Consider the following 15019-nt stretch of genomic DNA (forward strand, 5'->3'; position numbering starts at 1 on the left):
CGTCCGGCGCTAGCGTCGGCGGACATGGACGACTGGATGATCGGCGACGACCGACGACGACGCAGCACCGACCAGCTCCGTGACCTGCGGAGGGCCAACGACGGGCAGGTCGACTGGAACACCGAGGCACCAGCGGACTTCACCTACCTGTTCCACCCCGACCGGGTGCTCGTGGGCGTCGAGGACGTGGAGGAGTTCGAGTCCGCGGTCGCTCGCCTCGACAAGGGCGTGCTCGGCGAGCCGCCGCGCCGCGACGACGTGCGCCTGCTCGACGGCGAGCTCGTCAGGTACGTCCTGGCGGCTCGTCAGGGCGGCGAGACCGTGCCGGAGGTGCTCGACCTGCTCGAGGAGTCCGGGCTGCGCCGCGGCGCTGCCACGCCCGACCACTGGGTCCACGTCAGCCCCGGCGGGCCCGGCGGCAGTGCGTGCCCCGCGGTGGAGCCCCAGGAGACCGGGCTCACCGAGCCGTGGCCCCCGGTCGCGCCCCAGGAGAAGGGACGCGAGGTCAGCGTCGTCGTGGTGGACACCGGATGGCACCCGCCTGCCGCGTCCGACCCCCGCACCCCGTGGCTGAAGGGCGTCGACGGCGATGACGAGCTCAACGGCCCCGACCTGCGCCCGTACGCCGGCCACGGCACGTTCATCGCGGGCGTCGTCCGGTGCGTGGCGCCGCAGACGAGGATCTACGTCGAGGGCTTCGCGATCGGCGGCGTCGGCGGTGGCGGGATCCTGGAGTCCGACCTCGTGGTGCAGCTCGAGGAGGCCCTGCGGCACGAACCACAGGTCATCAACCTGTCAGCGGGCTGCCGCACGCGCTACGACCTGCCCTCGATCGCGTTGCGGAAGTTCCACCACAAGCACCTCGAGGACAGGGACTGCGTGCTCGTCGCGGCTGCCGGCAACGACTCGTGGGCGGCTCCCTTCTGGCCGGCGGCGTTCCGCTGGGCCGTCGGCGTGGGGTCGCTCGACCGCGACGGACGCGTGTCGTCGTACTCCAACTACGGGGTCTCCGCCGACGTCTACGCGCTCGGGCGCAACCTGGTCAACGCCTTCCCCGACGGCACCTTCGAGTGCCACGAGACGCCGGACAAGGGCGACGTCCGGGTGTTCAGCACCGGCCTGGCGCGATGGAGCGGCACGTCGTTCTCCGCGCCGGTCGTGGCCGGCCTCATCGCCCGGGAGATCAGCGAGACGGGGGTGTCGGCACGCGACGCCCGCGACGCCGTCCTGGCCCGGGCGGTCTACGACTCCGACCCGACGATCGGACCCCACCAGGAGCTGCGCCAGCCCTACCCGCAGCCCTGACGGAGCGGGAGGGCCGGCGGCTCAGAGGTCGATCCAGCGGCTGGTCACCGACCGGTCGCCGTCGCGCACCGTGAAGCGCACCGACCCGGTCGGCTCGGCGACGAGGGCGAAGAAGCCCACCTCGTCGAGGCGTGTCGTCCAGCTCTGCCCGTCGGTCGTCTCGACGACCACCTCGACGGCCCCCAGGTCACCGTCGAAGTCGAGCAGCTGTCCACGCACCTGGCCCTCGTCGAGCTCGGCGTCGAGCGACCAGCCCTCGGCGGCGGTGAAGTAGAGGATCCGCGACGTGGCGAGCCCCCGTACCTGGGCGGCGGGCTCGTCGCGCGAGTCGCGGACGAGCGTCAGCATCTCCCACTCGGCGTCGAGGTCGGCGGCGGCGACGGCGGCGATCATCGTCGCGACGAGGCCGGGCGGCGGCGGGTCGTAGGTCATCCACATGTCACGCAGTTCCTCGAGGAGGGCGGCGTCCTCATCGGTCATCGCTCGCCTCCTTTCATCAGGGCGGTCCGGACCTTCGCCAGGCACCGGGCCCGTGTGGGGCCGATGCTCCCGACCGGCATGTCGAGGTCCTGGCTGATCGACTGGTAGTCGGGGCGGTCCATGAACGCCACGACCCTCAGCAGCTTGCGACAGCGCTCGTCGACGGACGCCACGGCTCCCCACAGCCGCGCCGCCTCGTCGTCTCGCACCGCCGACGCCTCGGCCGACTCCGCATCAGGGAGCACGGCGTGCAGCGTCTCGTCCTGCACCGGGGTCGCACGTCGCGCGGCCCGGGCATGGGCGGCGGCGCCGCGCCTGGCCGAGGTGATCAGCCAGGACGCGACCGCCTGTGGGTCCTCGATGGTCCGGTGGAGGCGTACGAAACCGAGCCAGGTCGCCTGGATCACGTCCTCGGCGGCCTGGCGGTCGTGCCCGTAGGCCCGCACCACGTGCCACAGGATCGGCGTCATCGTGGCGACCAGCTCGTCCATCGCCCCGGCATCCCCCGAACGCCAGGCGATGAACGCCCCACTCGCCATGTCCCACGGTGACTGCTCGGACTGCCCCTCAGCCCTTCGGTCCTCTGACATGGTGACCATTGTCCCCATGTCAGCACAGGTGCGCGCACACCCCTGCGTGATACACCTCGGGCGATTTATTTCCTCGCGGGCCTCAGCGGCCTAGAACATCAGCGTCGCGAAGGTCGCCGTCTGCTCGAAACCGACGCGCGCGTAGGCCGCTCGTGCGGCGGTGTTCCACGAGTTGACGTAGAGCGAGACGACCGGTGCCAGCCCGGACGAGATGACGTAGGAGACCACGGCGGCCATGCCGCTGGTCGAGAGGCCCTCGCCCCTGCGGTCGGGACGGACCCACACGCCCTGCACCTGGGCGGCGTACGGCGTCACGCAGGCGACCTCGGCCTTGAAGACCACGCCCGCGTCGTCGAAGCTCGCCATCGACCAGCCGCGACCGATCAGCTGCTGGATGCGCGCGCGGTAGAGGTCTCCGCCGCCGGCGTCGTTCTCCGGGGAGACGCCGACCTCCTCGGTGTACATCGCCACGCACGCGGGGTAGAGCACGTCGAGGTCCTGCGGGGTGGTGACCCGCACGCACGGGTCCGCGGGGACGGTCGGGAGCCGGCGCATCTCGAGGTGCGGCTGTTCGCGACGGATCTCGCGCGGCGTGGCCCAGCGCGGCTCGATGAGCTCCCACAGCGCCACCACCACCTCGGCCGGACCCACGATGGTGCCGACCGTGCTGCGCCGGCGCAGCGCCACGTCGGCGAACGCGCCCACGTCGTCGGGCGTGCACTGCACCGGGACCAGGTTGGCGCCCAGGTGGCAACCCGCGACCAGCCGGTCCCCCTCGAAGCGTCCCCACACCTGACCGCCGAGCCACCGCTCGTCGAGGTTCGTCAGCCGGGCGCGGTAGTCGGCGAAGACGTTGACGACGGGGTCCTGCTCCGCGAGCGCGATGAAGGCGTCCCGGTCACCCGGGCCCAGCACGCGCACCTGCTCGCGGGTCCTCAGCACCTTCGTGAGCCTAGGGGTGCGCCGGTCGCGCTGTCGCGTCGCGGTCGCCCTGTGGTCAGCTGACGCTGACGCTGGCCTCGGCACCCTCGATCGGCTCCATGCCCTCGGCGATGCGCATGGCCTCCTCGATCAGGGTCTCCACGATCTGCGACTCGGGGACGGTCTTGATGACCTCGCCCTTGACGAAGATCTGGCCCTTGCCGTTGCCGGAGGCGACACCGAGGTCGGCCTCGCGCGCCTCGCCCGGCCCGTTGACCACGCAGCCCATGACGGCGACGCGCAGGGGCACCTCGAGTCCGTCGAGCCCGGCCGTGACCTCCTCGGCGAGCTTGTAGACGTCGACCTGGGCGCGGCCGCAGGACGGGCAGGAGACGATCTCGAGGCGGCGCGGCTTGAGGTTGAGCGACTCGAGGATCTGCAGGCCGACCTTGACCTCCTCCACCGGGGGCGCGGACAGCGAGACGCGGATCGTGTCACCGATCCCCTGGCCCAGCAGGTGGCCGAACGCGACGGCCGACTTGATGGTGCCCTGGAAGGCGGGGCCCGCCTCGGTGACGCCGAGGTGCAGGGGCCAGTCACCGGCCTCGGCGAGCAGCTCGTAGGCGCGGACCATGACGACCGGGTCGTTGTGCTTGACCGAGATCTTGAAGTCGTGGAAGTCGTGCTCCTCGAAGAGGCTGGCCTCCCACACCGCGGACTCGACGAGCGCCTCGGGCGTGGCCTTGCCGTACTTGTCGAGGATCCGCTTGTCGAGCGACCCGGCGTTGACGCCGATCCGGATCGAGGTGCCGCGGTCCTTGGCAGCCCTCGCGATCTCCTTGACCTGGTCGTCGAACTTGCGGATGTTGCCGGGGTTGACCCGGACGGCGGCACAGCCGGCGTCGATGGCCGCGAAGACGTACTTCGGCTGGAAGTGGATGTCGGCGATCACCGGGATCTGCGAGTGCTGGGCGATCTGCGGGAGCGCGTCGGCGTCGTCCTGGCTCGGGCAGGCCACCCGCACGATGTCGCAGCCGGTGGCCGTCAGCTCGGCGATCTGCTGGAGGGTCGCGTTGACGTCGGAGGTCAGCGTGGTCGTCATCGACTGGACCGAGATCGGCGAGTCGCTGCCGACGCCCACCGAGCCCACCTTGATCTGGCGGGTCTTGCGGCGGGGGGCCAGGACGGGGGGCGGGAGGGCGGGCATGCCCAGGCCGACGGAAGTCATGGGCTCATCGTACGGGCCGGGCAGCAGGGCACCGCTGCTCGGGCACGCCTCCCGCGCACGCCCGGGCAGCGACGCCTCCCGCAGGATCGCACGGCGAGCGCGACCGCTCAGGAGGTTGCGGAAACTTTGCCCGCGCCCCACCCGGCCGGGTGCGGTGGGTCAGCTCAGGCGGAGGGGCACGACAATGTCGGCGACGATGAGGACCACGCCCATCACCAGCATGGCGAGCCCCACGACGTACGCCACCGGCAGGAGCTTGGCGACGTCGACGTGCCCGGGGTCCGGGCGGCCGAGGAGCCGGGCGATGCCGCGCTTGAGCCCCTCGTAGAGGGCACCGGCGATGTGGCCGCCGTCGAGAGGCAGCAGCGGCACGAAGTTGAACATGCCGATGAAGAAGTTGAAGCTCGCGATGAGGAACAGCAGCGTGACGACCTTCTCTGTCAGGGGGAAGGCCTCGCTGGCCGCCGCCTCGCCGGCGAAGCGCCCGCCGCCCACGATCGACACCGGGCTCTCGGGGTCGCGCTCCTGCAGCCCGACGATGGCACGGCCGACCTCGTAGACCTTGACCGGCAGCTGGCCGAGGGCCTGGACCGTCTCGACGGTCATCGTCTCCATCTGCTCCGCGGTGTAGAGCAGCCCGCCGGTCTCGAAGCGGGTCTCCGGCTGCACGCCGAGGAAGCCGACCTCGGTGAGGGTCCGGTCCTCGATCGAGGTCTGGCGCAGGGTGACGGTGGTGTTGGTGGTCAGGGTGAGCCGCTCGTCGCCGCGCTGCACCTCGATGACGGCGTCGCCGTCGGCGTTGGCGCGGATCTGCGACTGGAAGCTGTCCCAGTCGCGGAACGGCGTGCCGTTGAAGCTGAGGATCTCGTCGCCGGCCCGGATCCCGGCCTCCTTCGCCGGGGTCGGCGGGTCGTCGGCCGTGCAGGCGCGTCCCTGCTCCTCGACGGGCACCACGCACGCGGGCACGGCGGCGACGACCGGCTCGACGACCTCGTCGCGCGGGTTGCCGTAGGTCGCGAAGAGCACGGCGAAGAGGCCGAACGCGATGGCGATGTTGACCATCGGCCCGCCGGCCATGACGATCACCTTCTTCCACCACGCCAGGCGGTAGAAGAGCCGGTCGGTGTCGTGCTGCTTGACGTACTCCCACTCCGCGGCGCGCGCGTCGGAGATCAGCTGGGTGAAGAGCCCGGTGTTCGAGCGCCGCACCCGGTGCACCGGCTCGCCGTCCTCGTCGTACGTCGTCTCCTCGACGAGGTCCTCCGCGCCCGGGGGCAGCATCCCGACGATCTTGACGTAGCCGCCGAGCGGGATCGCCTTGACGCCGTACTCGGTGTCACCGATCTGCTTGCTCCACACGGTCGGCCCGAAGCCGATGAACCACTGCGGCACCTTGCAGCCGAACTTCTTCGCCGGCACGAGGTGGCCGAACTCGTGCAGCCCGATCGAGAGGAGGATCGCCAGGACGAAGGCGACGACACCCAGGGTGTAGAGCAGGGCGGACATGTGCGTGGAGGTCCTTCTCGGGGCTGGGACGTCAGATGAGGGCTGCGGCCTCGGCTCGTGCCCAGGCGTCCGCGGCGAGGACGTCGTCGACGGTGAGGTGCTCCTTCGATGGTACGTCGTGGCGGTCCAGGACGTGTGCCACCGCCGCGACGATGTCGGGGAACCGGATCCGGCCCTCGTGGAAGGCGTCGACCGCGACCTCGTTCGCGGCGTTGTAGACGGCGGGTGCGGTGCCGCCGCGCTCCCCCGCCGCCCGGGCGAGGGTGACGGCCGGGAAGACCGCGTCGTCGAGCGGCTCGAAGCGCCAGTCGGCCGCCCTGGTCCAGTCGATCGGCGTCTCGGCGTCGGGGACGCGGTCGGGCCAGCCCATCCCGAGGGAGATCGGGACCAGCATGGTGGGCAGGCCGAGCTGGGCCACCACCGCGCCGTCGACGAACTCGACCATCGAGTGGATGAGCTGCTGCGGGTGGACGACGACGTCGATGCGGTCGAAGGGGATGTCGAAGAGCAGGTGCGCCTCGATGACCTCGAGGCCCTTGTTGACCAGCGTCGCGGAGTTGGTGGTGATCACACGGCCCATCGCGAAGTTCGGGTGTGCGAGCGCCTGGTCGGGGGTGACGTCGGCGAGCTCGTCGGCCGTGCGGCCGCGGAACGGGCCGCCGGACGCGGTGAGGACGAGGCGTCGCACCTCCTCGGCCGAGCCGGCCCGGAGGCTCTGGGCGATGGCGCTGTGCTCGGAGTCCACCGGCACGATCTGCCCCGGTCGAGCGCGCTCCTTCACGAGGGGGCCGCCGATGATGAGCGACTCCTTGTTCGCGAGGGCCAGCGTGGTGCCTGCGTCGAGGGCCGCGAGGGTGGGCCGCAGGCCGACGGCTCCGGTGATGCCGTTGAGCACGACGTCGCACGGACGGCCGGCCGCCTCGGTGGAGGCCTCCTCCCCCAGCCCGGAGTACGCCGGCGCGAACTCGGCGACCTGCGCCTCGAACAGCTCGGGGTTCGACCCGCCGGCGGTCAGGCCGACCACGCGGAACCGGTCGGGGTGGGCCCGGACGAGGTCGAGCGCCTGGGTGCCGATGGACCCCGTCGAGCCGAGGATCACGATGTCGCGCGCAGTCACCGCGCCAGTGTGTCAGGCGGCGCCCGCAGGCCCGCGCCGCTCCGGGCTCAGCCCTGCGGCGCGCCGAACGACCAGAAGCGCACGCCACCGACCTCGACGAGCGTGGCTCCGTCGGGCACCGGCAGGTTCTGGTCGTCCGACGCGCCGAGGGCGGCGAGGACCGTGAGGGTGTCCGCCCCGTGCCGGGCGAGGACGGCGTCGCCGGGTACGTCGGCGCACCCGGCCGGGTCGGTGCGACCGGCGCGCATCGCCACGTCCCACGGGAGGTCCTGGCCGTCGGCCGACAGGACCACGCCGTCGGTGGCGCTGCGGACCACCACCTTCCCGGTGGCACCGGGCGAGTCGTCGTACTGCACCACGGCGCCGACCCTGGCGGCGGCGAGCACCGTGACGACGCCGATCTCGTGCGGCACGGCGCCGAGGGCGACCTGGTCACCGACGTCCACGCCGAAGGCACGCAGCACCCCGGCGCACGCCGCGACCTCCGTGAGGAGCGATGCGAAGGTGCGGCCCGACCCGCCGAGGTGGGCCGCGACGTCGTCGGCGTGGCCGCGGACGACGTGGATGTCGAGTGCGTGGTAGCAGGCGTTGAGGGTGCCGGGGTGGCCGTCGGCCGGCGCCCGGAACCACGTCACCCCCGCGGTCCGGCTCGTCATCAGCCCAGCCCGTTGGTGGCCGTGGCGGCGGGCTTCGTCGGCGTGCGGAGCCAGGCGTCGAAGAACGAGGCGAGGTCCTGCCCGCTCTCCCGGGCCGCGACCTCCTCGAACTCCGCGGTCGAGCCGTTGCCGCCGCGCTGCTCGCGGATCCAGGTGCGGACCACCCGCCAGAAGGCCTCGTCGCCGACCCGGTTGCGCAGCGCCTGCAGCGCCATCGCGCCGCGACCGTAGACCGCCGCGTCGAACACCTTGTCGGCCCCGGGGTCGGCCACGGGGACCTTCCAGAAGCCGGACGTCGCATCGACGTTGGCGTAGTAGCTGCGGAACACGTCATCGGCGGACCGGCGACCGTGCGACTCGGCCCAGCGCCACTCCATGAACGTGGCGAAGCCCTCGTTGAGCCAGATGTCGGACCACTGCTCGACCGCGATGTCGTCGCCGAACCACTGGTGGGCGAGCTCGTGGACGACCAGGCTCGTGGCGCTGCCGCCGACGGCCGGGTAGGTGGGCCGCGTCTGGTTCTCCAGCGCGAAGCCCGGGTCGAGGCCGGTGGTGAGGCCGCCGACGACCGAGAACGGGTAGTCACCGAGGTCCTTCTCGAGGCCCGCGACGACCGCCGGGGTCTTCCTCATCAGTCGCATGCTGGCGGCCTGGTCGCGCTCGCCGAGGCGCTCCGAGACCGCGACGAGCCACGGCAGCCCGTGGTGCTTCCCCTTCTCGATGGCGAAGTCACCCGCGGCGAAGAAGGCGAGGTAGGGGACCATCGGCTCGTCGGCGCGCCAGTGCCACTGGGTCGAGTGCCTGCCGACCTCGCGGCCGAGCAGCTCGCCGTTGGAGATGACCTCCCGGCCGTGGGGCACGCGGATCCGGACGTCGACGACGGCCTTGTCGAGCGGGTGGTCGTTGGCGGGGAACCACCACGGTGCCATGTGCGGCTCGTTCATCGCGACGACCTCGTCGCGGGAGGCCAGCCAGTTGCGCTCCCCGGCGTAGGAGTACCGCGCCGGGTGGTCGGCGTACGCCACCACGACGGTGTGCTCGCTGCCCGCGGCGAGCGTCCGGGCCGGGGTGATCCGCAGCTCGTGGCCGCCGTCGGTCTTGTCGGAGCGCGCCTTCACCCCGTCGACCGTCACCCGCGAGACGTCGAGGAGGAAGTCGAGGGAGAAGCTGGCGAGGTCCTGGGTGGCGGTCAGCTCGATCGTCGTGCGACCGCTCAGCCGCTTGGTCGCGAGCGCGTAGCGGTTGGCGATCCGGTAGGTGGCCACGTCGATGCCGCCGTTGCCGTCGAGCGGCCAGTAGGGGTCGCCGATGCCGGACGCCCCGTCGACGGCCGGGGCCTCCGCGGTGGCGGTGACGGCACCGGCCCCGACGGCCAGCCCGGCGGCCAGCGCCGTCGCGAGCGCAGCGGACAGGAGGGGGCGACGGGTCGCGCGCGTGGTCATCGTCAGAACCTAGCGCGCCTAATTGCGTTGCGGTGCCGGTCCGGGCGCGCCACCATGGTCGCGGCGCACCACGCGCGCCCACACCACGTGCCGACGCACGCCGGTGCCGTGAAGACGAGAGGAGCCGTGACATGTCCATCGCTGTCCTCGGCCTGCCCGCCGACCACCTCTCTCACGCACGGAGCACCTACCTTGACCAACTCGTACCCACGAGCCCTGCCGGAGGACTTCTTCCGGCCTGACGACCGTTCGCCCCTCGAGGGCATCGACGAGTCGTTCGTCTTCACCTACGACGCCTACGCCGACGAGCTCGGCGAGGGTCAACGCTGGTCCCGCTGGCAGGACCTCGAAGCCCTGATGAAGGGGCCCGAGCCGCGCCCCGACTGGGTCGTGACCTCCAGCGGCGCCATCGACACCGAGCTCGGCATCCTCAAGACCGGCAAGGAGGCCGACGTCTACCTGCTCGAGCGCGAGGACCCGCACCGTCCGGACGAGGCGGTCGTAATGGCCGCCAAGCGCTACCGCGACACCGACCACCGCACCTTCCACCGTGCCGCGTCCTACACGGAGGGCCGTTCGATGAAGCGGTCCCGCGACAACCGCGCCCTCAAGCGCAAGTCGACCTGGGGGAAGCAGGTCGCCGCCGGGGAGTGGGCGATCTCGGAGTGGAGCGCGCTGTGCCGCTGCTGGCAGCTCGGCCTGCCCGTTCCCTACCCGGTGCAGATCGACGAGACCGAGATCCTGATGGAGTGGATCACCGTGACCGTCGACGGCGACACCGAGACCGCCCCGCGGGTGGCCCAGGTGCGGCCGGAGCGAGCGGTGGTCGAGGCGTACTACGACCAGCTGCGCGACGCGCTCACCACGCTCGTCCAGGCGGGCCTGGTCCACGGCGACCTCTCGCCCTACAACACCCTCGCGGCGGGCGACCGGCTCGTCATCATCGACCTGCCGCAGATGGTGGACCTCGTCGGCAACCCGCGCGGGATGGACTTCCTGCTGCGCGACTGCGCCAACATGTGCGCCTGGTTCCGCTCGCGCGGGCTCGAGGTGGACGAGCAGGAGCTCTTCGGCGAGCTCATGGCACACGCGTTCTGAGCGAGCCGCCCAGCCGGCCCCGGGCCCCGAGTCCTCCAGCGACTCGGGGCCCGGGGCCCTAGGTTGGCGACCGTGAAGCACTCCCTCGGACGCGTCATCGACGTGACGACCCTCCCCGACCTCGACCGCAGGCTGGCCGCCGGAACCCGCTCGCTGGCGGGGTGGCGCGTGGTCGGGGTCGACCTGACCGAGCGTGGACCCCAGCTGCTCGAGCTATCGCTGGGTCAGTCGCTGTTCCTCGGGTGCGACTTCGCCGACGGCGACGACGACGCCGTACGCCGTGCGGGTGCGGTCGTGCTGCCCGAGATCCCCGGCATCCCGGTCGACACCTACCGCGCCACGCTGTACTCCCCCGGCGACCTCTACGACGCCCCTCGCTACGAGGAGACCCTCGACGCGCGCGCCTACGCATGGTCGCGGCTCGGGACCAGCCACGAGGACACGCTCGCGATGGCGCTGCACGACCACCACGTCGACGAGGCCCTCGCCGCCTGGGTGGCCGGGCGCGAGCTGGTGGGCGTGATGGGCGGCCACGCCCTCGACCGCGGCAGCCCGGCGTACGCCGTCGCGGCCCGTCTCGGGCACGCGCTCGGCGACCACCTGACCGTGGCCACCGGCGGCGGTCCGGGCGCCATGGAGGCGGCCAACCTCGGCGCGTTCCTGCCCGACGGCCTCGACGACGCGCTGGCGCGGATCGCGTCGGTCCCGTCCTTCCAGCCCGACGTGGGTGCGTGGGCGCGCGTCGCCCTCGACGTCGTGGGCTCGACCGCGGGTGGCCGGGAGTCGCTGGGCATCCCGACGTGGCACTACGGCCACGAGCCGCCCAACGTCTTCGCCACGGCGATCGCGAAGTTCTTCGCCAACGCGCAGCGCGAGGCGATGCTCCTCGAGGTGTGCAACGGTGGAATCGTCTTCCTCCCGGGGGCGGGGGGCACCGTGCAGGAGATCTTCCAGGACGCCTGCGAGAACTACTACGCGGGCCGGAGCGCCGTGGCGCCGATGGTGCTGCTCGGCCGGCGCTACTGGACCAAGGAGCTGCCGGTGTGGCCGCTGCTCCGGGCGCTGGCTGACGGGCGGGTGATGGAGCCGCACGTCCACCTCGTCGACACCGTCGAGGAGGCCGTGGAGGTCGTGCGGACGACGCTCAGCCGGCGCGACGACGGCTGACCGAGGGACGGCTGACGTCGCGGTAGTGGTCGACGAGGAGCTCGTTGACCGCCTGCCACGTGCGCCCCTGCACGCTCTGGCGGGCGGCGAGCGCCATCCGGCGCCGCAGCACGGGGTGCGCGGCCAGGCGCTCGACGTGAGCCACCAGCTCGTCGGCGTCGCCCGGCTCGTAGAGGTGGCCCGCGACCCCGTCCGCCACGACGTCGATCGGCCCGCCGGAGCGGGGTGCGACGACCGGCACCCCGCTCGCGAGCGCCTCCTGGGCCGACTGGCAGTAGGTCTCGTGGCGGCCGGTGTGCACGAAGACGTCGAGCGTCGCGTGCGCGCGGGCGAGCTCCTCGCCGTGCAGGACGCCGAGGAAGGCCGCGTCCGGGAGCAGCGCCCGCAGCCGAGCCTCCTCGGGTCCGCCGCCGACGAGCACCAGGCGCACGCCCGGGATCCGGTCGACGTGGGCCAGCAGCTCCAGCTCCTTCTCCGCGGCCAGCCGGCCGACGTACCCGACCAGGAGCCTGCCGTCCGGCGCCAGCTCGGCGTGGAGGGCCTCGTCGCGCCGACCCGGCGCGAACAGGACCTGGTCCACGCCGCGCGGCCAGCGGGCGACGGCGCCCACGCCCAGCCCGGCGAGCTGCGCGATGCTCGCGGAGGAGGGCGCCAGCGTCCGGTCGACCCCCAGGTGGATCCGGCGGGTCAGCGCCCCCATCGCCCGCGCTCCTCCCGGCACGCCGTACTGCTCGGCGAAGCCCACGAGGTCGGTCTGGTAGATGGCCACGGTCGGGATGCCGAGCGATCGCGCGGCCCGCGCCGCCTGCAGGCCCAGCGCGGCGGGTGAGGCGAGGTGCACGACGTCGGGGCGGAAGCGCTCCATGGTGGCGCGCAGCCGGCGCCGGGTCTCCAGACCGATCCGGAAGTCGGCGTAGAACGGCAGGCTGGCGCCGCGCGCCCGGGTGACCGGGAAGCCGGCGTAGGCCGCCGGGCCGGTCGGCGCGACGAGCTCGGCCTCGTGCCCCTCGGCCGCGAGGTGCTCCAGCACCCGGCGCACGGAGTTGGTGACGCCGTTGACCTGCGGCAGGAACGACTCGGTGACGACCAGGACGCGGAGCCGCCCGGCACGGGCCGGCGGGGGCTGGTCGGGCGAGAGGGGGACGACGACGGCCGGGACGGTGCGGCTGCGACGCCGCCTCTCGAGCAGGTCCATGCCCCGGACGCTAGGAAGGCCACCGCAACGAACGCCCGGACGCGGACGGACGTCACGTGAACGGTCCGCGACGTCTCGGCTGCGAGCTGTGCACCCGGGTTTCGTGCTTGTCGGCCCAGATCTCCACCTGTAAGCAGGTCGGTCACCGGATATCCGGTGACTCCCGCGGGCAGGCGGGCGAGGACCCCCGGCGCTACTCCTTGGCGGCGAGCTGGCCGCAGGCGCCGTCGATCTCCCGCCCGCGCGTGTCGCGGACGGTCGTCGGGATGCCCTTGGCCTCCAGGCGGCGCACGAACTCCCGCTCGTCGGCCGGGTCGGACGCCGTCCACTTCGAGCCCTCGATCGGGTTCAGCGGGATCAGGTTGACGTGGACCCAGCCCCAGTCGCCGTATGAGTTGAGCACGTCGGCGAGCAGGTCGGCGCGATGGGCCTGGTCGTTGATGCCGCGCATCATGGCGTACTCGATGGAGACCCGGCGCTTGGTCTTCGCGGCGTAGTTCCAGGCGGCCTCGACGGTCTCGGCCACCGAGAAGCGGGTGTTGATCGGCACCAGCTCGTTGCGGAGCTCGTCGTCGGGGGCGTGCAGGCTGAGCGCGAGCGTGACGGGGATGCCCTCGTCGGCGAGCTGGTTGATCCGCGGGACCAGGCCGACCGTCGACACGGTGACGCCGCGAGCGCTCATCCCGAGGCCTGCCGGCGACGGGTCGGTGAGCCGACGTACGGCGCCGACGACGGCCTTGTAGTTGGCGAGGGGCTCGCCCATGCCCATGAACACGACGTTCGAGACACGACCCGGCCCGCCGGGCACCTCGCCCCGCGCGAGGGACCGGGCACCGGCCACGACCTGCTCGACGATCTCGGCCGTCGACATGTTGCGCTGCAGGCCGCCCATCCCGGTGGCGCAGAACGGGCACGCCATGCCGCAGCCGGCCTGGCTCGAGACGCACATCGTGGCGCGGTCGGGGTAGCGCATCAGCACCGACTCGACGAGGGCGCCGTCGAAGAGCTTCCAGAGCGTCTTGCGCGTGGTGCCGCGGTCGGCCTCCATGGTGCGCAGCGGCGTCATCAGGTCGGGCAGCAACGCCGCGACGAGGTCGTCGCGCTGGCCGGCCGGCAGGTCCGTCATCTCCTCCGGGTCGTCGACCAGGCGGGTGAAGTAGTGGTTGCTGAGCTGCTTGGCGCGGAAGCCCGGCAGGCCCATCTCCTCGAGGAGCCCCTTGCGGCCGGCCTCGTCGAGGTCGGCGAGGTGCCGCGGCGGCTTCTTGCGGCCGCGCGGCTCCTCCATGACGAGGGGCAGCGTCTTGATGGGCTCGTGCGTGGATTCGGACATCCCGCCGATTCTCCCACCCCGACACCCGGCGGGGCCATTCAGCGGATCAGGCGTCGGCCATGAAGTAGAGGACCAGCGAGGCGACGCCGCCGACGACGAGGGCGGTGACGACCATGCCCACGAACATGAACTGGGCGAACCGCCGGGTCTTGCGCTTGACGAGCATCGCGATCGGCAGGGCCAGGGCGAGGACCACGAACGGGAACAGCTGCTCGGACGTCTCATGGTCGAACAGCAGCCGGAGCAGGCCGGCGAAGGCACCCGGGAGGGCGGTGACGAAGAGCATCCCGGCGAAGAACCCGGTGATGCCCGCGAAGGTGGGGTGGCTGTGGTGCCACCACTCGAAGTGCCGGTCCTGCGGCACCGCCTGCGCCTGCTGCTCTTGCGTCTCCACGCGACCAGCCTAGGCGCTCCGGTGCCGGACGACGCGCGGGGCACGCGGTGGCAGGGAGGTCCGTGCAGGTGGCAGGTCAGGGCTCGACGGTCAGCACGTCCGGCATCGCGAGCGACTCCCAGCGCTGCAGGTCGGGTGGTCGGCCGGTGAGGTCGGCGACCAGGACGGTCCAGGCCGTGCCGTGGCCGACCAGCACCACGTCGTCGTCACCGTGCACGTCGAGCACCCGCCGCACGGCCGGGACGACCCGGTCACGGCACACGGCCAGGGGCTCCCACCCGGGCGCCGCCGGCTCCTCCGGGTGTTCGAACGCCCGGCGGACGACACCCGTGAAGTCGTCGAGCCACTCCCCCGACCGCTCGTGCTCGCGGACCTCGTCGAGCACGCCGACCTCCCCGTCCGTCAGCAGCTGGGCGGTCTGCACCGCCTTGGGCTCGGGCGAGGTGAACCAGGCCGCCGCCGTGGGCAGCCGTCCCGAGGCCCGCAGCGCCCACACGTCGTCGTACGACTCCGGGTCGAGGTCCCACTGGGCGGCGGGGACACCGCGCCTGACCAGAGGGCGACCGTGCCGGACGAGGTGGAGCGTCATC

15 protein-coding genes are annotated in these 15019 nt (G+C 72.4%); 3 read left to right on the forward strand and 12 right to left on the reverse strand.

Annotated features, from left to right (window positions below):
- Positions 1–24: 24 nt before the first annotated feature.
- Positions 25–1305, forward strand: a complete 1281-nt coding sequence (locus NYO98_RS15160) for a S8 family peptidase (protein ID WP_268112576.1) — start codon at positions 25–27, stop codon at positions 1303–1305.
- A gap of 21 nt (positions 1306–1326) precedes the next feature.
- On the opposite strand, the gene NYO98_RS15165 is transcribed toward NYO98_RS15160, so the two are convergent.
- From NYO98_RS15165 to NYO98_RS15200, 8 genes are all read right to left on the reverse strand, one after another.
- The gene (locus NYO98_RS15165; RefSeq protein WP_268112577.1) at positions 1327–1785 is read right to left on the reverse strand and encodes a hypothetical protein; all 459 of its coding nucleotides are present in this window, start codon (positions 1783–1785) and stop codon (positions 1327–1329) included.
- Positions 1782–2375, reverse strand: coding sequence for an RNA polymerase sigma factor (locus tag NYO98_RS15170; protein ID WP_268112578.1), 594 nt, complete (start codon positions 2373–2375; stop codon positions 1782–1784). Before NYO98_RS15170 ends, NYO98_RS15165 begins: the two co-directional genes overlap by 4 nt.
- A gap of 90 nt (positions 2376–2465) precedes the next feature.
- Positions 2466–3317, reverse strand: coding sequence for a GNAT family N-acetyltransferase (locus tag NYO98_RS15175; RefSeq protein WP_268112579.1), 852 nt, complete (start codon positions 3315–3317; stop codon positions 2466–2468).
- Between the two features lie 55 nt (positions 3318–3372).
- On the reverse strand, positions 3373–4524 hold the full coding sequence (gene ispG / locus NYO98_RS15180) for a flavodoxin-dependent (E)-4-hydroxy-3-methylbut-2-enyl-diphosphate synthase (protein WP_268112580.1): 1152 nt from the start codon (positions 4522–4524) through the stop codon (positions 3373–3375).
- A gap of 159 nt (positions 4525–4683) precedes the next feature.
- Complete coding sequence (locus NYO98_RS15185) at positions 4684–6030, reverse strand: M50 family metallopeptidase (protein ID WP_268112581.1); 1347 nt, start codon at positions 6028–6030, stop codon at positions 4684–4686.
- 31 nt (positions 6031–6061) lie between these two features.
- Positions 6062–7147 (reverse strand): 1-deoxy-D-xylulose-5-phosphate reductoisomerase, encoded by a 1086-nt coding sequence (dxr, locus tag NYO98_RS15190; RefSeq protein WP_268112582.1) that lies wholly within the window; start codon positions 7145–7147, stop codon positions 6062–6064.
- A gap of 47 nt (positions 7148–7194) precedes the next feature.
- The gene (locus tag NYO98_RS15195) at positions 7195–7803 is read right to left on the reverse strand and encodes a hypothetical protein (RefSeq protein ID WP_268112583.1); all 609 of its coding nucleotides are present in this window, start codon (positions 7801–7803) and stop codon (positions 7195–7197) included.
- Entirely contained in the window at positions 7803–9245 is a 1443-nt protein-coding gene (locus tag NYO98_RS15200; RefSeq protein WP_268112584.1) for a M1 family metallopeptidase, read from the reverse strand. Before NYO98_RS15200 ends, NYO98_RS15195 begins: the two co-directional genes overlap by 1 nt.
- A 192-nt stretch (positions 9246–9437) precedes the next feature.
- Between NYO98_RS15200 and NYO98_RS15205 the strand changes: the two genes are divergently transcribed.
- The gene (locus tag NYO98_RS15205) at positions 9438–10343 is read left to right on the forward strand and encodes a serine protein kinase RIO (protein WP_268112585.1); all 906 of its coding nucleotides are present in this window, start codon (positions 9438–9440) and stop codon (positions 10341–10343) included.
- 72 nt (positions 10344–10415) lie between these two features.
- Positions 10416–11510 (forward strand): LOG family protein, encoded by a 1095-nt coding sequence (locus NYO98_RS15210; RefSeq protein WP_268112586.1) that lies wholly within the window; start codon positions 10416–10418, stop codon positions 11508–11510.
- Here the strand turns inward: NYO98_RS15210 and NYO98_RS15215 are convergent.
- From NYO98_RS15215 to NYO98_RS15230, 4 genes are all read right to left on the reverse strand, one after another.
- Positions 11488–12705 carry a glycosyltransferase family 4 protein gene (locus tag NYO98_RS15215; protein WP_268112587.1) on the reverse strand — a complete coding sequence of 406 codons (1218 nt, stop codon included), beginning with the start codon at positions 12703–12705 and terminating at the stop codon, positions 11488–11490. The two genes, NYO98_RS15210 and NYO98_RS15215, sit on opposite strands and share 23 nt — an antisense overlap.
- A gap of 193 nt (positions 12706–12898) precedes the next feature.
- Complete coding sequence (gene rlmN, locus NYO98_RS15220; protein WP_268112588.1) at positions 12899–14035, reverse strand: 23S rRNA (adenine(2503)-C(2))-methyltransferase RlmN; 1137 nt, start codon at positions 14033–14035, stop codon at positions 12899–12901.
- Positions 14036–14081: 46 nt separating this feature from the next.
- Positions 14082–14429 (reverse strand): hypothetical protein, encoded by a 348-nt coding sequence (locus NYO98_RS15225; RefSeq protein ID WP_268112589.1) that lies wholly within the window; start codon positions 14427–14429, stop codon positions 14082–14084.
- 76 nt (positions 14430–14505) lie between these two features.
- Positions 14506–15018 (reverse strand): histidine phosphatase family protein, encoded by a 513-nt coding sequence (locus NYO98_RS15230; protein ID WP_268112590.1) that lies wholly within the window; start codon positions 15016–15018, stop codon positions 14506–14508.
- Position 15019: the final 1 nt, after the last annotated feature.

Source organism: Nocardioides pini, assembly GCF_026712185.1.
GTDB lineage: Bacteria > Actinomycetota > Actinomycetes > Propionibacteriales > Nocardioidaceae > Nocardioides > Nocardioides pini.

What these genes read in the sequence shown, in the direction of transcription:
- NYO98_RS15230 (WP_268112590.1), bottom strand. Translation starts at nt 15,018, where the DNA reads ATGACGCTCCACCTCGTCCGGCACGGTCGCCCTCTGGTCAGGCGCGGT.
- NYO98_RS15200 (WP_268112584.1), bottom strand. Translation starts at nt 9,245, where the DNA reads ATGACCACGCGCGCGACCCGTCGCCCCCTCCTGTCCGCTGCGCTCGCG.
- NYO98_RS15160 (WP_268112576.1), top strand. Translation starts at nt 25, where the DNA reads ATGGACGACTGGATGATCGGCGACGACCGACGACGACGCAGCACCGAC.
- NYO98_RS15215 (WP_268112587.1), bottom strand. Translation starts at nt 12,705, where the DNA reads ATGGACCTGCTCGAGAGGCGGCGTCGCAGCCGCACCGTCCCGGCCGTC.
- ispG (WP_268112580.1), bottom strand. Translation starts at nt 4,524, where the DNA reads ATGACTTCCGTCGGCCTGGGCATGCCCGCCCTCCCGCCCCCCGTCCTG.
- rlmN (WP_268112588.1), bottom strand. Translation starts at nt 14,035, where the DNA reads ATGTCCGAATCCACGCACGAGCCCATCAAGACGCTGCCCCTCGTCATG.
- NYO98_RS15195 (WP_268112583.1), bottom strand. Translation starts at nt 7,803, where the DNA reads ATGACGAGCCGGACCGCGGGGGTGACGTGGTTCCGGGCGCCGGCCGAC.
- NYO98_RS15165 (WP_268112577.1), bottom strand. Translation starts at nt 1,785, where the DNA reads ATGACCGATGAGGACGCCGCCCTCCTCGAGGAACTGCGTGACATGTGG.
- NYO98_RS15185 (WP_268112581.1), bottom strand. Translation starts at nt 6,030, where the DNA reads ATGTCCGCCCTGCTCTACACCCTGGGTGTCGTCGCCTTCGTCCTGGCG.
- NYO98_RS15170 (WP_268112578.1), bottom strand. Translation starts at nt 2,375, where the DNA reads ATGTCAGAGGACCGAAGGGCTGAGGGGCAGTCCGAGCAGTCACCGTGG.